17 protein-coding genes and 1 pseudogene are annotated in these 19,739 nt (G+C 45.2%); 5 read left to right on the top strand and 13 right to left on the bottom strand.

The features are described from left to right. On the top strand, positions 1-282 hold a 282-nt coding region (locus Xmir_RS18015; RefSeq protein ID WP_145956923.1), incomplete at its 5' end, for a transposase. Positions 283-463: 181 nt separating this feature from the next. After that, positions 464-973: an IS982 family transposase gene (locus tag Xmir_RS18020; protein WP_339373862.1), complete on the top strand. Its 510-nt coding sequence runs from the start codon at positions 464-466 to the stop codon at positions 971-973. Here the strand turns inward: Xmir_RS18020 and Xmir_RS32870 are convergent. The 13 genes from Xmir_RS32870 to tnaC all read right to left on the bottom strand — a co-directional run bounded on the left by Xmir_RS32870 (position 909) and on the right by tnaC (position 13,164). Then, positions 909-1,163 (bottom strand): hypothetical protein, encoded by a 255-nt coding sequence (locus Xmir_RS32870; protein ID WP_339373861.1) that lies wholly within the window; start codon positions 1,161-1,163, stop codon positions 909-911. The genes Xmir_RS18020 and Xmir_RS32870 overlap by 65 nt on opposite strands. A 64-nt stretch (positions 1,164-1,227) precedes the next feature. Further along, the gene (locus Xmir_RS18030) at positions 1,228-1,551 is read right to left on the bottom strand and encodes an IS630 transposase-related protein (RefSeq protein ID WP_099115511.1); all 324 of its coding nucleotides are present in this window, start codon (positions 1,549-1,551) and stop codon (positions 1,228-1,230) included. A gap of 44 nt (positions 1,552-1,595) precedes the next feature. Beyond that, complete coding sequence (gene tnpA, locus Xmir_RS18035) at positions 1,596-1,988, bottom strand: IS200/IS605 family transposase (protein WP_099115512.1); 393 nt, start codon at positions 1,986-1,988, stop codon at positions 1,596-1,598. Positions 1,989-2,248: 260 nt separating this feature from the next. Next, on the bottom strand, positions 2,249-3,790 hold the full coding sequence (locus Xmir_RS18040) for an NAD(P)/FAD-dependent oxidoreductase (RefSeq protein WP_099115513.1): 1,542 nt from the start codon (positions 3,788-3,790) through the stop codon (positions 2,249-2,251). A gap of 25 nt (positions 3,791-3,815) precedes the next feature. Then, entirely contained in the window at positions 3,816-4,214 is a 399-nt protein-coding gene (locus Xmir_RS18045) for a DUF805 domain-containing protein (protein ID WP_099115514.1), read from the bottom strand. 265 nt (positions 4,215-4,479) lie between these two features. Further along, on the bottom strand, positions 4,480-5,757 hold the full coding sequence (locus Xmir_RS18050) for a 4-aminobutyrate--2-oxoglutarate transaminase (RefSeq protein WP_099115515.1): 1,278 nt from the start codon (positions 5,755-5,757) through the stop codon (positions 4,480-4,482). A 37-nt stretch (positions 5,758-5,794) separates the two neighbouring features. Continuing rightward, positions 5,795-6,547 (bottom strand): cache domain-containing protein, encoded by a 753-nt coding sequence (locus Xmir_RS18055; RefSeq protein WP_099115516.1) that lies wholly within the window; start codon positions 6,545-6,547, stop codon positions 5,795-5,797. Between the two features lie 36 nt (positions 6,548-6,583). Beyond that, complete coding sequence (locus tag Xmir_RS18060; RefSeq protein ID WP_099115517.1) at positions 6,584-7,339, bottom strand: FadR/GntR family transcriptional regulator; 756 nt, start codon at positions 7,337-7,339, stop codon at positions 6,584-6,586. Positions 7,340-7,392: 53 nt separating this feature from the next. Beyond that, the gene (locus Xmir_RS18065; protein ID WP_099115518.1) at positions 7,393-8,196 is read right to left on the bottom strand and encodes a nuclear transport factor 2 family protein; all 804 of its coding nucleotides are present in this window, start codon (positions 8,194-8,196) and stop codon (positions 7,393-7,395) included. Between the two features lie 15 nt (positions 8,197-8,211). Next, positions 8,212-9,642, bottom strand: coding sequence for a gamma-aminobutyraldehyde dehydrogenase (locus tag Xmir_RS18070; protein ID WP_099115519.1), 1,431 nt, complete (start codon positions 9,640-9,642; stop codon positions 8,212-8,214). A gap of 526 nt (positions 9,643-10,168) precedes the next feature. After that, positions 10,169-11,416, bottom strand: coding sequence for an aromatic amino acid transporter (locus Xmir_RS18075; protein WP_099115520.1), 1,248 nt, complete (start codon positions 11,414-11,416; stop codon positions 10,169-10,171). Positions 11,417-11,481: 65 nt separating this feature from the next. Then, positions 11,482-12,885, bottom strand: coding sequence for a tryptophanase (locus Xmir_RS18080; RefSeq protein ID WP_099115521.1), 1,404 nt, complete (start codon positions 12,883-12,885; stop codon positions 11,482-11,484). Between the two features lie 108 nt (positions 12,886-12,993). Beyond that, on the bottom strand, positions 12,994-13,164 hold the full coding sequence (gene tnaC, locus Xmir_RS34565) for a tryptophanase leader peptide (RefSeq protein ID WP_099115522.1): 171 nt from the start codon (positions 13,162-13,164) through the stop codon (positions 12,994-12,996). A gap of 235 nt (positions 13,165-13,399) precedes the next feature. Between tnaC and Xmir_RS18090 the strand changes: the two are divergent. The 3 genes and pseudogenes from Xmir_RS18090 to Xmir_RS18100 all read left to right on the top strand — a co-directional run. After that, positions 13,400-13,636 (top strand): annotated as a pseudogene (locus Xmir_RS18090) (ribulokinase); the annotation flags it as partial. 939 nt (positions 13,637-14,575) lie between these two features. Further along, the gene (locus Xmir_RS18095) at positions 14,576-18,907 is read left to right on the top strand and encodes an SDR family oxidoreductase (protein ID WP_099115523.1); all 4,332 of its coding nucleotides are present in this window, start codon (positions 14,576-14,578) and stop codon (positions 18,905-18,907) included. Continuing rightward, on the top strand, positions 18,907-19,662 hold the full coding sequence (locus Xmir_RS18100; protein ID WP_099115524.1) for an SDR family oxidoreductase: 756 nt from the start codon (positions 18,907-18,909) through the stop codon (positions 19,660-19,662). Before Xmir_RS18095 ends, Xmir_RS18100 begins: the two co-directional genes overlap by 1 nt. The last annotated feature ends 77 nt before the right edge of the window (positions 19,663-19,739 follow it).

Consider the following 19,739-nt stretch of genomic DNA (forward strand, 5'->3'; position numbering starts at 1 on the left):
GTTCCCCGACAACACAGTTCAGGCGGGAAAAGCCGTCTCTCTTCTCTAAGCAAACAGGGCAACCGTCATCTCCGAACGTTAATTATTCATGGTGCCCGCGCGATGATGCAGGGCGTACAAAAACGGGATGACCCTTTAGGCGAGTGGCTAAGAACACGGATTACCCGATGTGGCCCCATAAAAGCCATCGTTGCTTTAGCTAACAAGCTGACCCGAATTATCTGGCGTATTCTGACAGATGAGGTTGATTATGATATGAAAAAAGCTTTTGCTATCCATTAATTAAATTAAGTGAATTGAAACAGGCGCTTTAACCGAGTTTGCAAACACTGATGAAAAAACGGCTATCGGCCCTGCAATAACCTGAGTAAAACCTAGGTAGTCACATACCGATGACGGCTGAGAAGGAAACAGGGTGCGGATGACATCATGGCGCGGGCAAATAAGTCCTTTATGACGCCGGATATATGGTAGCAAACCGTATCGACTCAATGCTTGCACAACCGGGGGCGTCCATATATGGTTTTATGGTTTCAAGTTACACTTGCTTGTCAATCATCAGGGAGAAATTCTGGCGCTGAAAGTGACTGCCGGTAATGTGGATGATCGGGAGCCCGTTCGCGAATTGACGACAGAATTAACAGGATCTCTGTACGGTGATAAAGGTTACCTGAGTCAAGAGCTCGCGGAGGATTTGGGCAAAACCGGTGTCACTTTCATTACTCAAAAACGCCGAAATATGAAAGCCCGCCTGCAAGCTGCATGGGATAAGATGATGTTATCAAGGCGATTTATCATTGAAACGATTAATGGGCAATTAAAAATAATTTCTCAAATAGAACACTCGCGCCACCGAAGTATCAACGGATTTTTGTTGACTGTGCTAGGTGGGGTGATTGCTTACTGCCTTAAATGGAAGAAGCCATCACTGAAAGTGTTCTACTCAGAAGACGATTTTCCAATGACGGCTTAAACGGAATTCGGGTTAAATATTTTATGACGACACCATCTAAGGTGACGAAGGTATTTTTGATAATGGCACCAATGACATTAATGCGGCCTTTGGCGTGCCAGTCATGCGTACCAAAACAGCGTAACCCTTTTTCCGAATATCCATGTTGACGTGGCATCGACTGAGCAAAACCACTTTCATCCAAATACACAATCGGCCTGCCAGCCCGTTCATAGTCGCTGATGCGCTCGATAAATGTCTGACGAGCCTGAAGATCAGCGCGAGGGTGTTTTAACGTTTTTTTTATGGGTGATCCGAAGCCGTTTCAAGGCGTAATGAATAGCCGATTGTGAGACACCTAAACGTTTTGCTCTTTCCCATTGATAGTCATCGGGAAAGTTTTGGACATCCGCAATGAGCACCGCATCAGGGATTTTCGTGGCGGGTTTATCACGGGTCATGCAAGGTTCTATCTTATTGCACCACCGAAACAAGGTGCGCATGGAGATTTCAAAGTGGGCACTCGTTTGTTCGAAAGTCAACGAATGCTTGTCTTTGTATGCCAGTACTCTCTTTCGAAAATCTAAACTGTAGCCCATCTCGTGTTATGCCTTGTCGTCTAGGGTTTAGGTATTATGTCATATTAATATGATTTAGCTATATATTCCTGTATCCGAGTTGTATTTTTCCCCACTATATCAACGTAATATCCTCTGCACCAAAACTCACGATGGCGATATTTGAATTTTAGATCGCCAAATTGTTCATAAAGCATCAGGCTACTTTTACCTTTCAGATACCCCATAAAACTTGACACACTCATTTTTGGCGGAATTTCCAGAAGCATGTGGATGTGGTCCACACAACACTCTGCCTCCAGTATGTTCACGTTTTTCCATTCACATCGCTTTCTTAATATGCTTCCTATCGCTCTGCGTTTTTCCCCGTAGAACACCTGCCTCCGGTATTTTGGGGCAAAGACGATGTGATATTTACAGTTCCATCGGGTATGCGCTAAACTTTTCTCATCCCTCATTGTGGGACCCCCTTTCGATTTCTTGATTCACTTTTGCAGTTGCCAGACAGCAAGGTGTTTTAACAAATCAAAAGGGGTTTTTATAGCCGCTTCATCGCTGAAAGCTCTACGGAACCCCCCTGCCTAGCAGGGGGTTTTCTATATACAATAATCTCCGGCACGGCAGAACCGGAGTTTTTCTCCGGCCTCCTGTGGGAAATGACTTTAACGGCAGTGCAGAGCACATGATAACGGCCTCTCAGCTAATGCAAATCAGCCACTCAGAACGAAACGATATCTGCCGGATTAAGTGTGCTTATCACACCCAGAGCGCCTTTAATTAATGGAATAGCCACCGGAGAGAGATAGGAGCCCAGCGGAATACTCGTGTGGTCGATGCGGGTAAGCATGGTAAAGTCGTGGTTGCGCCCGGTGAGATCGTCGCTGATGGCTTTGCCAATACGCACCGTCTGCGCTACTCCATGACCGCTCCAGCCATGCACCATATATACAGGGACACTATCACCACTTTTACGGGCATCGGTGGCACCGTTCAGGGTCAGATCGCTAATCCCGCCCCAAGAGTATTCCAGTTCGGGTTTTTCCAGATGCGGGAACACGGTTCTGATACGATCAAGCAAATAATTGTTCACATCACGTGGTGACCAGGAGTTACCGGTGCCCTGTCCACCAAACAGCAGGCGGTTGTTGCGCACCGTGCGATAATAGTCTATCTGTAACTGTGTATCGTAGACCGGCAAATCCGACGGGATTAGCTCTTTGCTCTCCACTGGCAACGGCGGAGTTACCGCCACATAGGTGAAAAAAGGGACTGTAGTGGAAGGGCCGGAGATAAACTCACCAGTGGAACCATGCACCCCCAGTACTACGGCTTGACTCGCCCTGATAACTCCCCGTTCAGTTTCTATGACTGTACTGCCGGTATCTTGCCTGATTCCCTTTACTTTCGTACCGTCATAGACTCGTCCACCCAGTTTGGCAAAACCATAAACCAAGCCTCGCAGCAGCGCCAGAGGCTGAACTTGTCCACCGATGCTATCGATATTGGCACCATGATAGATACTCGAACGCACATATTCTTCCTGCAATTCGTGTGGCCCAATCACCTTTACCGCCGTATCTCCCAGCTGGCGCCGGGCATCAGCATTAGCGACTAATGGCCCCATATGGCCTGGATGTATCGCTGCGGTAATATGACCATATTTGCGGTCACATTCAAAACCGTAACGCTCGCGAAGTTCATCCACAAGATTCATTGCTTCAATCGATGCAAAGCGCCATAAGCGTTTGGCCTCATCGGGTGAAAATTCCTCCAGTATGGTTTCAGCTGCCCAGCGGGCAATTCCGGGGGTTATCTGCCCCCCATTACGGCCAGAGGCTCCCGACCCAATATTATCCTTTTCAACCAGAATCACATCCACGCCCGCTTCAGCAAGATGCAATGCAGTGGAAGCACCCAGCAACCCGCCGCCAATGACTACAACCTCACAGCTCTGATCTCTGGAAAAACTTCCAAAAGCCGGCCAATCAGCCAAAGAGGCCTCATAGTAGTTGGCGGGCATGGAGTTGGCACCCATGTCTCTATGCCAACTCCAGATGCGCGGATCTAACCCTAACCGACTTGTTCTGTGCTGTGCATCCTGCAACAGCGTCGGCCGGAGTTGGTCAATATTGACGGCCGGAGCATCAACCGCAGTTAAGGTCCGGGCAAGCAGAGATGTAGTAGGAAGTATGGATGAGAGTACTCCCGCTCCTGCGAGGGTCGCGGCAGTAGAGATAAAATCTCTTCTGTTCATTGCCATTTCAGCACTCCTTTATGACCGGAAATTACCCGTTAGTCTGGCCCGGAGTATTTCCCTGTGAGTGAATCCGGTTTTCTGAACTGTATTTATTGCTGTCCGCCTGCCCTTTCAGAGTGGCGAGAATCAGTAAGATAACAGTGCCAACAAACGGGATAAGATGTAACAGTAGCCACCAGGCGCTACAGTTGATATCGTGCAGGCGGCGGGCATTTACCGCCAGTGCAGGCAAAAATGTGATCAGCAGATAGATAGCGCTGAACCAGCCCATATAAATTTCGGGATTGGCAACAGCAAACAACCTTTCCAGGAAAGAAATGATGAGAACAGCCAGGATCTGAAACAGAACGAAATACCAGAACTCCTTACGCTGGGCCCGCCCCCTGAAGCAGGTATAATTTTTTAATACGTTTAAATACCAGTGCATTGTTATCCTCTCTTTTGAACCAGCGGTTTACCCCTGCCACCACGCGCATTTTGGGTTAATCCTTCTTTAGCTGTCTCCGGTTATAGTTATTTTCGGTTACAGTTATCTCCGGTTACGCGGCAGAATAGCCATTTGAGGGAAAATGCTGAGCAAACCAAACACTGACTCACTCAGCATCACTCTTACACTGACGCAGCATCGTCTGTTGACGAAGTGATAACTTCGTCGTTGGAACAACTCCCTGAGTTTTAAACCATTACTTTCCCTATTTACGGTTCAGATCGAGCAGCACAGATTTCAGAATGTTGAGTGCCTCATCAAAAACATCATTTTGTATGGTCAGCGGTGGAAGGAAACGGATCACGTTGCCGTGTACACCGCACGTCAACAGAATCAGCCCACGCTCCAGCGCCTTCTGACGCACCATGTTGGTAAAATCGGCATCGGGTTCCTGACTATCCGCACGGTTAAATTCCACAGCAATCATCAATCCAAGCCCACGCACATCGGCGATCTGCGGGACACGCGGTCGTAGTTCATGCAGACATTGTTTTAACCGCTCTCCCAGCTGCGTCGCACGCGCAGCCAGCTTCTCTTCCTCGATCACATCCAGCACCGCATGGCTAGCCGCAATCGCCACCGGATTACCTCCATAAGTTCCCCCCAAGCCACCCGGCACCACAGCGTCCATCAGCTCTGCTCGCCCTGTTACAGCCGCCAGCGGTAATCCCCCCGCCAGACCTTTTGCCATCGTGGTTAGATCGGCCGAAACTTCATGATGTTCCATGGCAAACAGTTTGCCCGTACGCGCGAAACCGGTCTGGATCTCATCGGCAATGAGTACAATACCGTAGCGATCGGCAATTTCGCGCAGGGATTTGAGTAGCTCAGGAGGCGCAGGATAGAAACCACCTTCTCCCTGTACTGGTTCAATGATAATGGCGGCAATACGAGTGGGCTCGATATCGGTTTTGAAGAGATCCTCCAGCGCGTTCAGCGTCTGTTCCACGCTGATACCGCGTAGTCCTACCGGAAACGGGACACGGTAAACGTCGCTAACCAGCGGGCCGAACCCTATTTTATATGGCGTAACTTTGCCGGTTAATGACATACCGAGGAAGGTACGGCCATGAAAAGCGCCGCTGAAAGCCACCACACCGCTGCGCCCGGTAGCAGCACGCGCGATCTTCACAGCATTTTCTACTGCCTCAGCTCCGGTGGTAACAAAGACAGTCTTCTTCACAAAATTACCCGGCACCAGACGGTTCAGTCGTTCGGCTAATGCTACATAATTTTCATAAGGCACGACCTGATGACAGGTATGGGTAAACTGTTCCAACTGCTCTCTGGCTGCGGCAATGACACGCGGGTGACGGTGACCTGTATTCACCACGGCGATACCGGCTGCAAAATCAATATAGCGTTGCCCCTGAGCATTCCAGATTTCAGCATTTTCCGCACGTTCAACATAGACTTGTGTGGTCACGCCAACGCCTTTTGCGATAGCCGCATTGCGCCTTTTAGCTAACATAGATTCAGTCATAAAGTAGAAACTCCTCAGCAATCTGAATAAATGGGCTTCAGCAGACAAACGCCCTGTGTGATTCAGTGTGTGATGACGGTAGAATCACCAGACGCAGTGAAGGTACTTCTCCATCTGCCGATCGGTTAACGTCTTGGCCCTTCAATAGCGAGCCTGAACGTACTCCCGGTACTGTTGAAGTCACGACACGTGCATCATCATTAATGATTAATGCTGGCTGACCGATAGCGCCCAAAGCCGGAAGAAGTAACCGATCCAGCGTCGAAACCAGCATATCCACCGCCGCAACACCGACAAACGCCTCATTGATAAGCACCGGATGGGCTATGGTAATTGTGTAGGCGCCGTTGCAGACATAATCCACATAAGGGCCATCGATGACGGGAAGGTGACGACTGGCCGGCTGCCGGAACCACTCAAACAACCGGAAATCCAAGCGCCGGCGCTGCTCCTGATTATGTTCCAGCTGTGCATACTGAATGGTATTCCCTTCCTGCCGCCACCACTCCAGCGTCCAGTAACCTCCCTGCTCCTCAACCGTCTTCGTTACCGCATAGCTGGCAAATCCTGCCCCGTTACACCAGGCGTTGTTACGCAGTACATCGTGGATATGTTCTTGTAATGCGCCGCGCTGCTCCCGTGCCAAGCGGACACCTTCCGTATGATATAACGGCTGCCCCAATAAAATACGCGCTGCCTTATCTGCCAGAGCTGCGGTGGCCTGCTGCGCCGCGACTAAGATATCGTCCAGAATGCCTCTGGCCCGTTCTACGTGTATGTCGTTGTACATATCCCTCCCCCCTCTCTTGGGATGAATGCAGCCACATTACTCGTGATCAGATCTCTGCAAGAATGGCGCATCAGTATCCATACGCAATTTGTATTCAAGCAGGTGGTCGGTAATTCGGGTAATCATCTTCTGTGCCAACTGATAACAAGCGAGGTCATCACCCTGATACAGAGAGGCCAGAAGTGTACGCCAGGCGGCGGAAACCTCGCTGTGAATGGCAGTCTCTCGGTACAGAAACACCATCAAAGGTGCCCATTCGACCTGAATCTCCAGCTCCTGATTGGCAAGTCTGGCCGACTGTGCCTGGGATGCCAGAGTTAACAGACAGCGCATATCTGCTTGTATACGAGCATCCGGTTGCGTTGCGGCTGCAAAACTGTCGATCAGTTGCCCAAGTTTTCTCAGTTCACCCGGCGTTGAACGTTGAGCCGCAAGCCTCGCGCTGTGACCGATCACTGCACAGTGAAATTCGCTGAAATCTGCCAGTTCGCCTGAAGCCATCAACTGCAACGGGTGATATTTCCGCATTGTCTCAACGGGAACCTGACACACAAAACTACCGCCATAACGTCCGCGCCGAGTATCGATCAACTGTCTGGCGCGCAGCGTGTTCAGGGCATCACGAACCGTTACCGGTGACACACCCAACAATCGCGATAGCTCGTTCTCGTTAGGCAGCTGCTCATCGGTCTGCAATATCCCGGAGATGATCGCGTTACTTAAACGTTCCACAACCTGTTCTGTCCGGGTAGCCTGATCCAGTGGTGCGTAGACGATAGAATATGTCGTCATTCTCTAATTCCTGATTGAAATGACATGAGATTTCAGCATGTCCTCATACAACGCTAAAAAATACCGTGGCGATGCAGCGCTTGCGCATCCTCTGGCACCGGAGAGATAGCATCCCAAAGCTCAGCCACTTTGCCGTTCTCAACACGCCATAGCTCAAAGTAGCTGTGACGTGCTCCGGCAATACTTCCCTCTGAGTGGGTCAGAACAAACTGTCCGTCGGCTACTGTATGGTGGATTTTTGCATAATGCAGGCCCTGCCCTTCATCCCTGAGTTGCTTAAGAAACGCAATGACCTCAGCTGTTCCATCGGGAATATCGGGGCTGTGCTGGCGAAACGCCTCACCATTGGTGTAGTTTCCAAACTCATCATAATGCCCTTCGATCAGGGTACGCGTGAAAAAATTAACCACCAGTTCTCGGTTCTTCTCTCTGTCATGGTTATGGCCCGTTTCAGTCGGGCCGTCTAACTGAGTTCGGCCACTGGCATTGGGCGCAGACTGCGGCACTAAGCCATCCCAGTGCTCCACGATTAAACCATCGGCAACCCGGTACAGATCGAAACCGACCAACGGCTGATCGTCTAACCCCGTAAAACGGCCGTGGATAGCAACCAGATCTCCGTCCTGTAGTACGCGATACGTTTCATGGTGCAGTGCAGGATGTGTCTGAACTAGCTCACGCAGACCAGTAAGGCCATCTTTGACCAATGGGGAATGTTCAATGAAATTCGGCGCAAAATAACGCTCAAGCGCCCCCACATCACGGTCAGTAAACAGCTCGTGGTGCGCGCGTGACACTATGTTTCGTAAAGAATTGTTCCATGAAGAACCGTCACGCAAAGATCTATTTTGATTCATTATGGGTGTCCTGTATTAGTCGTTGGAACTCATTACGTGTTTGATACGCGTATATTCATCGAAACCATAAGCCGACAGATCTTTACCGTACCCAGAGTTTTTGAAGCCGCCATGCGGTGCTTCAGCCGTAAGAGGAATATGGGTGTTAATCCAGACAGTTCCAAAATCAAGCTCACGAGACAGGCGCAATGTGCGGCCATGGTCGCGGGTCCAGACACTGGAGGCCAACCCGTATTTCACATCATTAGCTTTCTCGATAGCATCCTGCTCTGTCAGGAACTTCTGCACTGTGATAACAGGGCCAAAAATCTCGGTCTGAATCATTTCATCGCTCTGCTCCAGACCGGTAATCACCGTAGGTTCAAAGTAATATCCCGAACGATCGGCCTGACGGCCTCCTGTTTCGATACGGGCATGAGCGGGCAGACGGGCAATGAATCCTTTGACCTGCTCTAGCTGGCGGATATTATTCAGCGGCCCATACAGCGCCTCTTTATCTTCTGGATTGCCAAAACGGGTGGCTTTAGCTGCCGCCACCAATTTAGTGACGAAGATATCGTGAACAGATTCATGCACCAGCACACGTGAAGCCGCCGTGCAGTCCTGACCGGCATTGAAGTACCCCGCGGTAACAATGGTCTCTACCGCTTTGTCTATATCCGCATCAGCAAAAATAACTACTGGCGCTTTGCCACCCAGTTCCAGATGCGCTCTGGTGAGATTAGCTGCTGCCGAAGAGGCAACCTGCAAACCTGCACGTACGGAACCGGTGATGGAAACCATAGCCGGCGTTTTGTGTGAAACTACCAGAGCACCCGCGCTGGCATTACCCAAAACCACATTGAAGGTGCCGGCAGGAAAGAACGGAGCGGACAGTTCAGCCAGTAACAGGGTACTCTCCGGCGTAGTATCGCTCGGTTTAAGCACCACGGCATTACCTGCTGCCAGCGCAGGCGCTATCTTCCACACCGCCATCATCAACGGATAGTTCCATGGGGTAACCTGCCCTACTACGCCCAGCGGTTCACGCCGGATACTGGTAGTCATACCAGAAAGATATTCAGCTGTGGCCTTACCTTCCAAAAAACGCGCTGCACCGGCGAAGAAACGGATATGATCCACCGATGTTGCAATCTCCTCGGAGGCAATCAGGTGTTTGAGCTGCCCGGTATTGCGGCTTTGCGACTCAATCAGGCGTTCAGCATTTTTTTCTACCGCATCAGCCAGCGCTAACAACGCCTGCTGACGTGCCGAGGGAGTGCTGCGTCCCCAAATTTTAAACGCCTCTTTGGCCGATGCGTAAGCATCATCAACATCCGCCGCGGTCGCGTTAGGAGAACGCGCATAAGATTCACCGGTGACCGGGCTTACCAGATCAAAATATTCGGAACCTTTAGATTCAGTATACTGACCATTAATGAAATGCCTGAGCGTTGGTACTGACATCGCTACCTCCTGATAGATTAAATGTATAAGATATAACCTATGATTTAATATATTTAATGGTTGCATTTCAGTCAAACTTGTAGCAGAAATGTAAAAACAAGAGGTAATTTAGATACATACATGTAACTTTCAGTGTTTCTGTCAGAAAAAAATATTCAGATCTGTGAAGAGGATCGAGGATTTCATATTTACGGATCGGATGTTACGAAGCGGATGTTACGAAACGGACAGTACGAACAAACCAGCTGACTCAGTTCGGTTTATGACACTGCACTGTTACAAATAGACTTATCGGTTATCATGAAACCACCGCGAATCGTCATTTGAAATGACGACATCAATCAGGAAAAGCAGGTCCCTGAAAATGGCGGCTCCGAAAGCCGTTTGCCTGTCGAGCAAAGCGCAGACCTTATCGACTATCTGACCGCCAACTTGTTATATACGATCGCCCAAATTATGGCCTATGTTCGGGAGTGTTGGCAGATTACTTTCATTCTTACGCAGATTTATTAACAGCGTATATCAATCAGTGATAAATAGGTAATAAATTAAACTGTGCCAATAATTGGCAAATGATACCGAATATACCAAATGCAATGACTGTATAAATTAACCCCTTACCGCCCCATACTTTAAAACCAAATTCAGAAAATTTTTTTCGGGCTTTTAATACCATCACTGCGGGACAGATAATCGCCCAAATACAAGCTGCCATACCAGCATACGCAATAGCAATTAAAAATCCGTTTGGAAAAAACATACATAACAACAGAGGAGGAGTAAAACAAATCAGTGCTGATTTCAATCTTCCGCCAGAATTATCCTTAAAATTAAGCGTAGCCAATATATAATCGAATAATCCAATTGCAACGCCTAAGAATGAGCAAAATACCGCACTAATTGAGAACCATAATAAAAATGTTTCGATATAATCGCTAGTTAGCACAGTATAAAGAGAATCAATAAACGCGTCTAAATTACCTCCTTTGTTAATAATGGTAATAAATTGTTCTCTTGGTAAATTCCCCATAGTGCCGATCATCCAAAGTAAATAAATGATCAACGCAAGAACACATCCGACAATACAACTTTTTACCACTTTTCTTTCATTCTGATTATAAATTTTATATAAACTACACACATTTCCATGATAACCAAATGAAGTAATCGCATATGGAATAATAATAAAAACAAAAGGATACAATGCTAACTGGTTACTTCCCTCTACCGAAAAACTAAAGAGTAATGAACTTTTTGCTTGTATAAACAAGCCTGAAAAAGCCAATACAAAAAGCACTATTTTAATGAAAAGAAATAGTGAAGTAAGCCGGCTCGCACATGTCCCTCCCCACCATATGGTTGCACCAAGGACAATGGAAAAGATAATAAAAATCGCTCTCAGGTTGATATTATATCCATAGAGGCGTGAAGCGCCATAAATAACAGATCCAGCAGCGGAAATATAGGCATACATTAATATATATAAAACGAAAATCAATGATACATTAGCAATATAACATGCCCACTTTGGTAATAACTCTTTTGAAATATAAAAGTAATTTGTTCCTGCGCCATACTTTGATGTGCATTCAAGAATATATATTCCAGAATGAAGCATAATAAAACAAACGATAAGTAAAACCAAAAGAGAGTTAATAAACCAAGCGCCTGACATTATGGTCGGCAAACTAAACATTCCGGCCCCTATCATTGCACCACCCAGCACAAAACCTCCCACAATAATTGAGGGCTCTTTATTAATTAAATGGCTCATTGTTCTTTCCTTAATAGAATAAGGATAAGGCTCCCGTATTGCACGAGAGCCGTTATTAATGATGGTTATTTGATAGGTTTTAATCTGGCCGTAAAGTGTCTTAATACCGGAGGCTCATATTCAAATTCAAGCCCTTTAAGGGTTGGGAGCTTATCTTTCAGGCCAATTAATGTATCTGCAATATAATCCATATGGTCATTGGTATATACCCGGCGAGCAATAGTCAGGCGCATAAATTCCATAGCAGAAGGTTTCTGTTCTCCTGTTGCCGGATCACGTCCTAAAAGAAACGAGCCAATTTCTACCGCACGCACACCTGATTCCAGATAAAGTGCATTAATAACAGCCTGAGCAGGGAACTGATCTCCGGGAATATGAGGAACTAATTTTTTACAGTCGACAAAAACAGCATGTCCGCCAGTAGGGTACTGAATAGGAATACCACCTTCCCGCAGGCGATCTCCCAGATATTTCACCTGACCGATACGATAATGCAGATATTCTTCCTTCGTTCCTTCTTCTAACCCTTGAACCATTGCTGCCATATCACGCCCAGCGAGTCCACCGTAGGTGACAAATCCTTCCATAGGAACACAACGTTGTCTTGCTAAAGTAAAGGTATTTTCATCATTTTTAATACATACCAATCCACCGATGTTTAATAATGGATCTTTTTTCGCTGACATAGTTAATGCATCTGCATATTTGTACATCTCAAAAATAATTTCTTTGATTGTTGCGTTTTTATATTTAGGATCGCGCTCTTTAATAAAGTAGGCGTTTTCACAGAAACGCGCTGAATCCATGACTACAAAAATATTATGTTGTTTGGCTATTTCATATACTTCTTTTAAATTACTCAGTGCGACCGGCTGACCGCCTGCACTATTACAAGTTACCGTTGATACAATAGCAACCACATTATCCCCACCGTGTTCAGCAATAGTGGCTTTTAATTTTTCAATATCAAAATTACCTTTCCAATCATAATAATTTTCAGAGTCAAATGCTTTTTCAGTGACAATGTTAATTGCCTTACAACCGTTTAATTCTACGTGTGCTGCGGTTGTATCAAAGTGGAAATTTGAAATAAAGACAGGCTGTTTCGCTTTACCTTCTTGTTGTTTCATTTTTAACAACACCGGGAAAAGAATATTCTCTGCCCCACGTCCCTGATGAGCAGGAATAACATAATCGTAATCAAATAATTCTTTTACCTTATCCTTTAAATCGTAATAATTTCTGGAACCTGCATAAGCTTCATCACCAGTCATCATCGCAGCCCATTGCTGGTCACTCATCGCATTTGTTCCGGAGTCGGTTAATAGATCGATATATACCGCACTGCTGGGAAGTAAAAATGGGTTATAACCTGCTTCTTTTAATGCCGCCTCACGCTCTTCTCTTGATGGAATGCGGATATTTTCTACCATTTTAATGCGGAACGGTTCTACGATTCTTTTAGCCATAACAATACCTTTAATATGAAATTAAATAATTTAAGTAAAATTTTCTGACTCTTTTTGCATGAGCAAAAAAAGCGAAATAAAAATGAAAAGAGGAAAATAAATCAGGTATTATTTTTGAGGGAAAAAGAAGGCGAGTTCGGTATCAATATTAAACCATTTCTTCATATTGAAGAAACCTCTTAATACTATTAACACTTCATAAGACGAGTACATACTTTTATCCTTCCATTCTGGAACTAGTATACTTTTCGTAACAATGTATATAACAGTTAAGACCATATAGTAATAGTATCAATGTATAAATTGAACAATAATCACATTATTAGTAAGTTACTCATAAATAACTTAGACATTCGTCACATTAATTTTCCTTGTGGTTACTCTGGTCTATTAATAATGATGAATGCTCAGATATGCTAACCCGCCCGAAAAACACCACTATCCGTGATCTGGTCATTTTGCCAAGCAGCGTTGATCTTTAGCCACAAAAGAGATAGGCGCTGAAGGAGAAACTATGAACAATAATGTACAGAGCAGACAGGACAGCAACAAAGTTATCATTGGTATTGATGTCGGTACAGGCAGTGCCCGTGCCGGTATCGGTATCGGTATCGGTTTCGATTCCACCTGCTCATTGGTCGTACTGGATAAAGATAAGGAGCCGATTTCTGTCAGTCCGAGTAAAGACCCGAACCGTAATATCATTGTCTGGATGGATCACCGGGCGACAGCACAGGCAGAACGCATCAACACCTGAAAACAAAAATATATTATTAAACAATATATTAGTCGCGTGTAATTACGAACTACCACAAAACTTATCTGCTGACGGTATCAGGAAAAAGTATCGCAATAGGATACATCGTACTCAACTATGACAAATAAAATACATAAGAAAGTTTTGTGAAAATAATTCAGGTATCTGTGATACTGAATGGGCATTACATATCAAATGCTATCGCAAATGATTATACCAAACCGTTATACTGTTCAAATTGTTCAAATTCCACCCAGAAAACCTTAATATTCTCAAGTAGTTATTGACATACTATTAGTTATACAACATTATTAATATGTAAACTAATTGATTTAAATGTTGCATGTTTTATAAGTATTGGTCACAACTGCATCGCTGTTGTGTCTTTGTTGTTACTGATAGAGGTTATGCAAGATTATGATGAAAGATCATTATGTAAAATTCTTTCCCTGCGTTCATCACTCATGGCTGCAAGAATACAAAAACACTTTAACTCACTATTCATATAAGTTAGAAAAGTTTAACCTTTATTCCTTTAAATCCAACCTTAAGACAAACATCAGATCCTTTTCCAAACAACACCCAGCTCCGGCCAAAATCAACTGCCATTCATCATCAACTGGATAATTTATACCGGAAGGTGATCATAAAATAATTTTCATCGCTGTATGATAATTAAAATACAGCGATGAAGATTAATTTATTTATTGCCATCCAAAATCAACCAAGTTTTCTGAATTATTATTTTAACTCACTTATACATTGCTGAAATAAGCAAGGTGGACTTTATATGCAAAATTAAATATTAGCGCTTTTTTATTAACCATAAGCACCTACATTTATCATGCTGATGCTAAATAACATACCTGAGTGATTAAAAATATCACTTAGTTCTATTTCTATTAATTTTCCGACTGGAACAGAAAGAAAAAAATGTTATTGCAAAAAATTGAGTATCACTTTTCTTATAATGCCGATAAGGTAGCGATTTATTCTAAAACGGACGCCATGACTTATGCACAATTGGCAACCAATTCTTATAATATCGCGAAATCCATTAATCAGCGATTAGCTGAATCTGATTCTCTTATCGCCATTTTAATGAACAGACAGCCTGCTATTATTGCAACGCTTCTTGGAGTTATGCGATCAGGCAATGCCTATTCCATTGTGGAAGCAGGCAATAATCATCAAGAAACAATGGCAAGGTTGAATGCCATTCAACCGGATTTCATTATCACTGACGAAGATAATGAAACGTTCGCAGAGGAAAGCGGTTTCCGTTGGATAACTTACCGTGCAGCAGCCTCTGACCAGAATGATTCAAGGCTTCCATTAATGCCAGAAGGTCACACTGTAGCCTATGTATTATATACTTCAGGTTCAACAGGAATACCTAAAGGTGTTGAGGTTAGTCATGATAACCTGACCCATTATTGTCGCTCATTAACTGAACAACTAAACTTAGCGCCTCATTTAACATATGGTCATGTCAGCACACTGGCCGCTGATTTAGGTAATACATGCCTGTTCTTATCTCTTTGGTCTGGTGGTTCGTTATACCTCGCCAGTGAATCAGAACGAAAAGATCCTGCTGCCCTTGCCCGCCTTATCGCTGACAAAAAAATCCAGTTTTTAAAGATAACGCCAACCCATTGGCGACCTGTTCTAACAGCACTACAGGCTCAAAAGTATAATGAACCTCTTTTAGAATACCTGTTGTTGGGGGGTGAGGCCCTGCAAACAGAACTGGCTCAAACCAGCCTTGATCAACTGACAACACGACATTTAGTCAATCACTATGGTCCAACTGAAACGACTATCGGTGTCACAATCCATCAAGCTTCTCTTCAGGAGTTAAACGCTACCACCGAATTAACATTACCGATTGGTCAACCTTTCGGGTGTACTCAAATTCTTTTACGTAGGAATGATGGTGAATTCAGCGACAAAGGTTCCATTGAAGGGGAATTATTCATCGGTGGCCCTTCTGTAGCAAAAGGTTACAGAAATTTGCCTCAGGCCAGTGCGGAGCGCTTTGTAGAACTCTCTGGTTATACCGGTCGGTATTACCGCACAGGTGACCGGGTTCGAAAAGAAGCTAACGGGACACTACATTTTCTCGGTAGGGTTGATAGACAGGTTAAAATTAAAGGTTATCGGGTCGAACTTGAAGCAGTAGAACGAGAAATACGTCACCTTGGCGGTGTCGATCATGCTGTCGCCTTCTGTCACCGTTACAATAACCACGATTATTTATTGTGTGCTTACTCAGGCATCGCAAATAATATTGAGGCAATGCGCCATACTCTCAGTGAGCGTGTCCCTTCTTATATGATCCCTGCCCGCTTCGAATATCTTGGCAGTATGCCGATGACTCCCAACGGCAAAGTAGATTTAGCATCTATCAAGAAAATATTGATTGAAAATTTCGAACAGCGTCAGTCTAAAGAATCAATAGGCCCTGTCGGTAACCTTGCCGATAAATGCGAACAAGATGTTATACGCGCATTTAAAAAACAGCTTCAAGGCGTGATATTCACAATAAATGATGATTTCTTCCAATTAGGAGGAGATTCGCTTGATGCTATTCAACTGGTGTCCGATTTACAGCTTCAGGGTTATCCTCTCACCGCACATAGTTTTCTTGCCCAACCCTCGGTACAAGGCGTGTTGACGAGTTTACGCAACTCGAATAATCATAAAACAACTCAACGTAAGAAACACAGTGAAGCAACTTCTTGTTCTCCTTCACAGCAATGGTTCTTCCGGCAAAATATGAAGGAGCCGAACCGTTGGACTCAGGCACTCGCTCTGGAAGCCGGTACCAAACTTGACCACCACAAACTGAATACTGCGTTCATGCAGCTTGCTACAGAGCACCCCATGCTCACTGCACGCTTCTTCTGTAATGAGTTACAAGAATGGCAGTTTATTGCCGGCCAAACCAGCCAACAGCTATTTATCCACGAACGGCTCCACGATAACACGCCTGTCCGCTCTTGGTCAGAAAGAGAATCAGCCGTGCGTGAAGCTTATCAAAGGCTGGAATCACAATTAGACCTTCACACAGGTCAACTTTGTCGCGCTACCCTGCTTGATTTCTGCGACGGTCCATCAATCTTACTGTTGATCGCTCACCATTTAGTCGTTGATATCATTACATGGCGATTGCTATTAGATGATCTGATAAGGCATTACGCAGTTGAAGCAGGTCTGGAAACTTCAACAAAGTCGTTCAATATCAGCCAGTTTAATGACTGGTGTCAACATTTGGAATCTGAACGGAATTCATTCGTTAATGACCTCCATTACTGGCAATCACAGCCACAGATGGAAATAACGGAATTAAATCCCGGACAAGAAAAAGATTCAAAAACACTATGGCTTGCCCTGACTGAACAGGAATCCAGTCATGTTAATCAAATTGCAGCCAAGAAATGGAACTGCACGCTGGACAGATATCTGCTGGCTGCATTCCTTGAAGAAGCAGCGCAACTCAACGGAAAATCAGTTATCAATGTGGATGTAGAGAGTCATGGTCGTTTGTCACTGCGCTCTGATATTGATGTATCACGTACGGCTGGTTGGTTCACATCCATTTTCCCGCTTACATTCGACATAACTAAAGAAACAGATGACACATTAGTCTCTATCGTCAACGACAGGATGAACGCACTCCCTCATCTGGGTACAGCTTATGGTCTGTTGCCAAGAACAATAACAAGTACCGCTCCGGCAGCACTCTGCTTTAATTATGCCGGGCAATTTAAACTTGGCATGAGAAATGACTGGCAGTTAACGCCAGCCGATGTTGCTCTCCCATCATTAAGAGGAACAACGAATAGCCGCATACATGAGTTAAAACTCACTGGTCGTATGTATAAGCAGCAATTATTGCTGGACATCAATTTTAACAGTCAACAATACAATGATGAGCAAATGTTAGCGTGGGCACAGCGCTTACATGTTCGTTTGTTACGTCATATGCCTGTGGGCGGTAAAGGAAAACACCCCCCCATTCTGGATAACAACAACTCTGCCGGCGCTATCTGGAATCCACTGCCTGCTTTACTAACTCGCACAAAACAGGAAAAACAGCGTCAATATAAACAGATACTCCTTACAGGCGCGACGGGCTTCATTGGTATCCATGTTCTGCAAAAACTACTGGAACAAACGGATGCCTGCATTCACTGCTTAATTCGCCCCCGCACAGAAACAACCGCAGAACAACGTTTACAAGAAGCATGGCAAGTATTCTTTGAACTAGAAACGCTGCAACGCCATAAAGATCGAGTTCAATGTCTCTCTGCTGATCTAGTTCAGCCAAATCTTGGATTGACTCATTTAGTCTGGGAATCTTTAGGTCAAACCATAGACGCAATCTACCATTTTGCGGCTGATACAAAACTTGTAGGCAGTGGCAATACCGCTCATGACAATATTCTCGCTCCGGTAAAAGGTTGTATTCACCTTGCGGAAACCGGCAAACCCAAAGATCTTCACTTTATGTCAACGCTCGCCGTGAGCGGTACTCGAAAAGGTAAACAGACAGGCTATTTCGATGAAACAAGTCTGGAAATAGGTCAAGAGTTTCAAAACAGCTACGAGCGATACAAGTACGACGCGGAAATTTTAGTACGTAATTTCGCTTATCAGGGTAGCCAAACATTTATTTACCGTACCGGAAATGTAACCGGACACTCTCAAAGCGGGAAATTCCAACGAAATGCCGCAGAGAACCGTTTAGTACAAAGCTTAAAAGGCATTGTCGCCCTGGGCCAGATCCCGCTTTCTTACGATGAGGAAATTGTTCTCAGTCCAGTCGATATCGTTGCTCATGGATTAGTCGCCCTATCTCTAGACACATCTCTAAATGGTGGAACTTTCCATCTGGATTCTGAATACGCATTACCAATACAAACGTTTATTAAGGTACTGGAGCGATGTGGTGCTCAAATCGAAAAGGTGAATAGCCCTTCTCTGGAACACTTATTCCGTCAATCAGGCAGGTTAGATCATAAGGATATTGCCATCGGCTACTTCTGGTCAGCACGGGGTAATCGAAATATCCAATTCAACCATAGGAAAACACTGACGCACTTAGAGCGTCACGGTATTCAATTCAAACAACTTGATCGGGAATGGGTCGAGAAATTCATCAAACATTTGCTGGATCAGCACGTTATCCAACCATTCTTGATTCATTCAACAAAAGAAAAAGCCACTGCTTGTCATTCTGAAACTTTAGGAGCGTTATAATGAAAAACCATCAAGTTATTGCTATCTCTGGTGCTACCGCTGGCATGGGCAAAGCAGTGTTAGATCTCGCCGCACAAAACCAAACCGACGTTGTCTTCAGTGGCCGCAGAGCTGAGCGTATTCGTCAAATCGAAGAAGAACATCAGCAAATGGGCCACAATGTTATGGGGCTATGTGCCGATGCGACTGAGAACAACCATTATGACCAACTCCACTCACTGGCAGAGCAAAAAATCGGTCAGGCACCTACTGCTTTTGTATTGAGCGCAGGGCGAGGATTGCCGGGGACACTGACGACTTCCGATTCAGGGCAATGGCAGGATCTCATTAACATCAATTTATTAGGTGCCATGCACCAATTACGTTCTTGTGCAGCCCTGTTTTCGCAACAAGCACTCGTAGAACCCAGAGTCCGGGACATTGTTGTGATAGGCTCAACGGTCGGCCGTACCGTATCAGCCGGAAATCCCGTATACGGCGCCACTAAATTTGCCCTGCATTCTTTAGTTGAATCACTACGCCAGGAACTGTGCGGAAAACTCATTCGTGTCACATTAATCGAACCCGGTTTTGTCCATTCAGAGTTTCAGGCTACCGCTGGATACAATATGGAATGGTTCGAACAGATAGAACGCGAGCAAGGGCCTTTCTTACACGCTCAAGATATTGCGGATGTTATTCATTTCGCTCTGGAACTGCCTGCCCATGTCCATGTCGATGATTTTCGCATTCGTCCAACCAGACAACGTGCCTGATTGGCAACGGAAAATTTTGACGCAATAAGTCCCCAATAATCTAAACATCGCCGTAAAGATACGGCTGGAAAATTAGA

This window comes from Xenorhabdus miraniensis (assembly GCF_002632615.1).

Coding starts and splice junctions, on each gene's coding strand:
- Xmir_RS18045 (WP_099115514.1), bottom strand. CDS start 4,214: ATGCACTGGTATTTAAACGTATTAAAAAATTATACCTGCTTCAGGGGG.
- Xmir_RS18075 (WP_099115520.1), bottom strand. CDS start 11,416: ATGAGCCATTTAATTAATAAAGAGCCCTCAATTATTGTGGGAGGTTTT.
- Xmir_RS18070 (WP_099115519.1), bottom strand. CDS start 9,642: ATGTCAGTACCAACGCTCAGGCATTTCATTAATGGTCAGTATACTGAA.
- Xmir_RS18055 (WP_099115516.1), bottom strand. CDS start 6,547: ATGTACAACGACATACACGTAGAACGGGCCAGAGGCATTCTGGACGAT.
- tnpA (WP_099115512.1), bottom strand. CDS start 1,988: ATGAGGGATGAGAAAAGTTTAGCGCATACCCGATGGAACTGTAAATAT.
- Xmir_RS18030 (WP_099115511.1), bottom strand. CDS start 1,551: ATGGGCTACAGTTTAGATTTTCGAAAGAGAGTACTGGCATACAAAGAC.
- tnaC (WP_099115522.1), bottom strand. CDS start 13,164: ATGGTCTTAACTGTTATATACATTGTTACGAAAAGTATACTAGTTCCA.
- Xmir_RS18040 (WP_099115513.1), bottom strand. CDS start 3,790: ATGGCAATGAACAGAAGAGATTTTATCTCTACTGCCGCGACCCTCGCA.
- Xmir_RS18065 (WP_099115518.1), bottom strand. CDS start 8,196: ATGAATCAAAATAGATCTTTGCGTGACGGTTCTTCATGGAACAATTCT.
- Xmir_RS18095 (WP_099115523.1), top strand. CDS start 14,576: ATGTTATTGCAAAAAATTGAGTATCACTTTTCTTATAATGCCGATAAG.
- Xmir_RS18080 (WP_099115521.1), bottom strand. CDS start 12,885: ATGGCTAAAAGAATCGTAGAACCGTTCCGCATTAAAATGGTAGAAAAT.
- Xmir_RS18050 (WP_099115515.1), bottom strand. CDS start 5,757: ATGACTGAATCTATGTTAGCTAAAAGGCGCAATGCGGCTATCGCAAAA.
- Xmir_RS18060 (WP_099115517.1), bottom strand. CDS start 7,339: ATGACGACATATTCTATCGTCTACGCACCACTGGATCAGGCTACCCGG.
- Xmir_RS18100 (WP_099115524.1), top strand. CDS start 18,907: ATGAAAAACCATCAAGTTATTGCTATCTCTGGTGCTACCGCTGGCATG.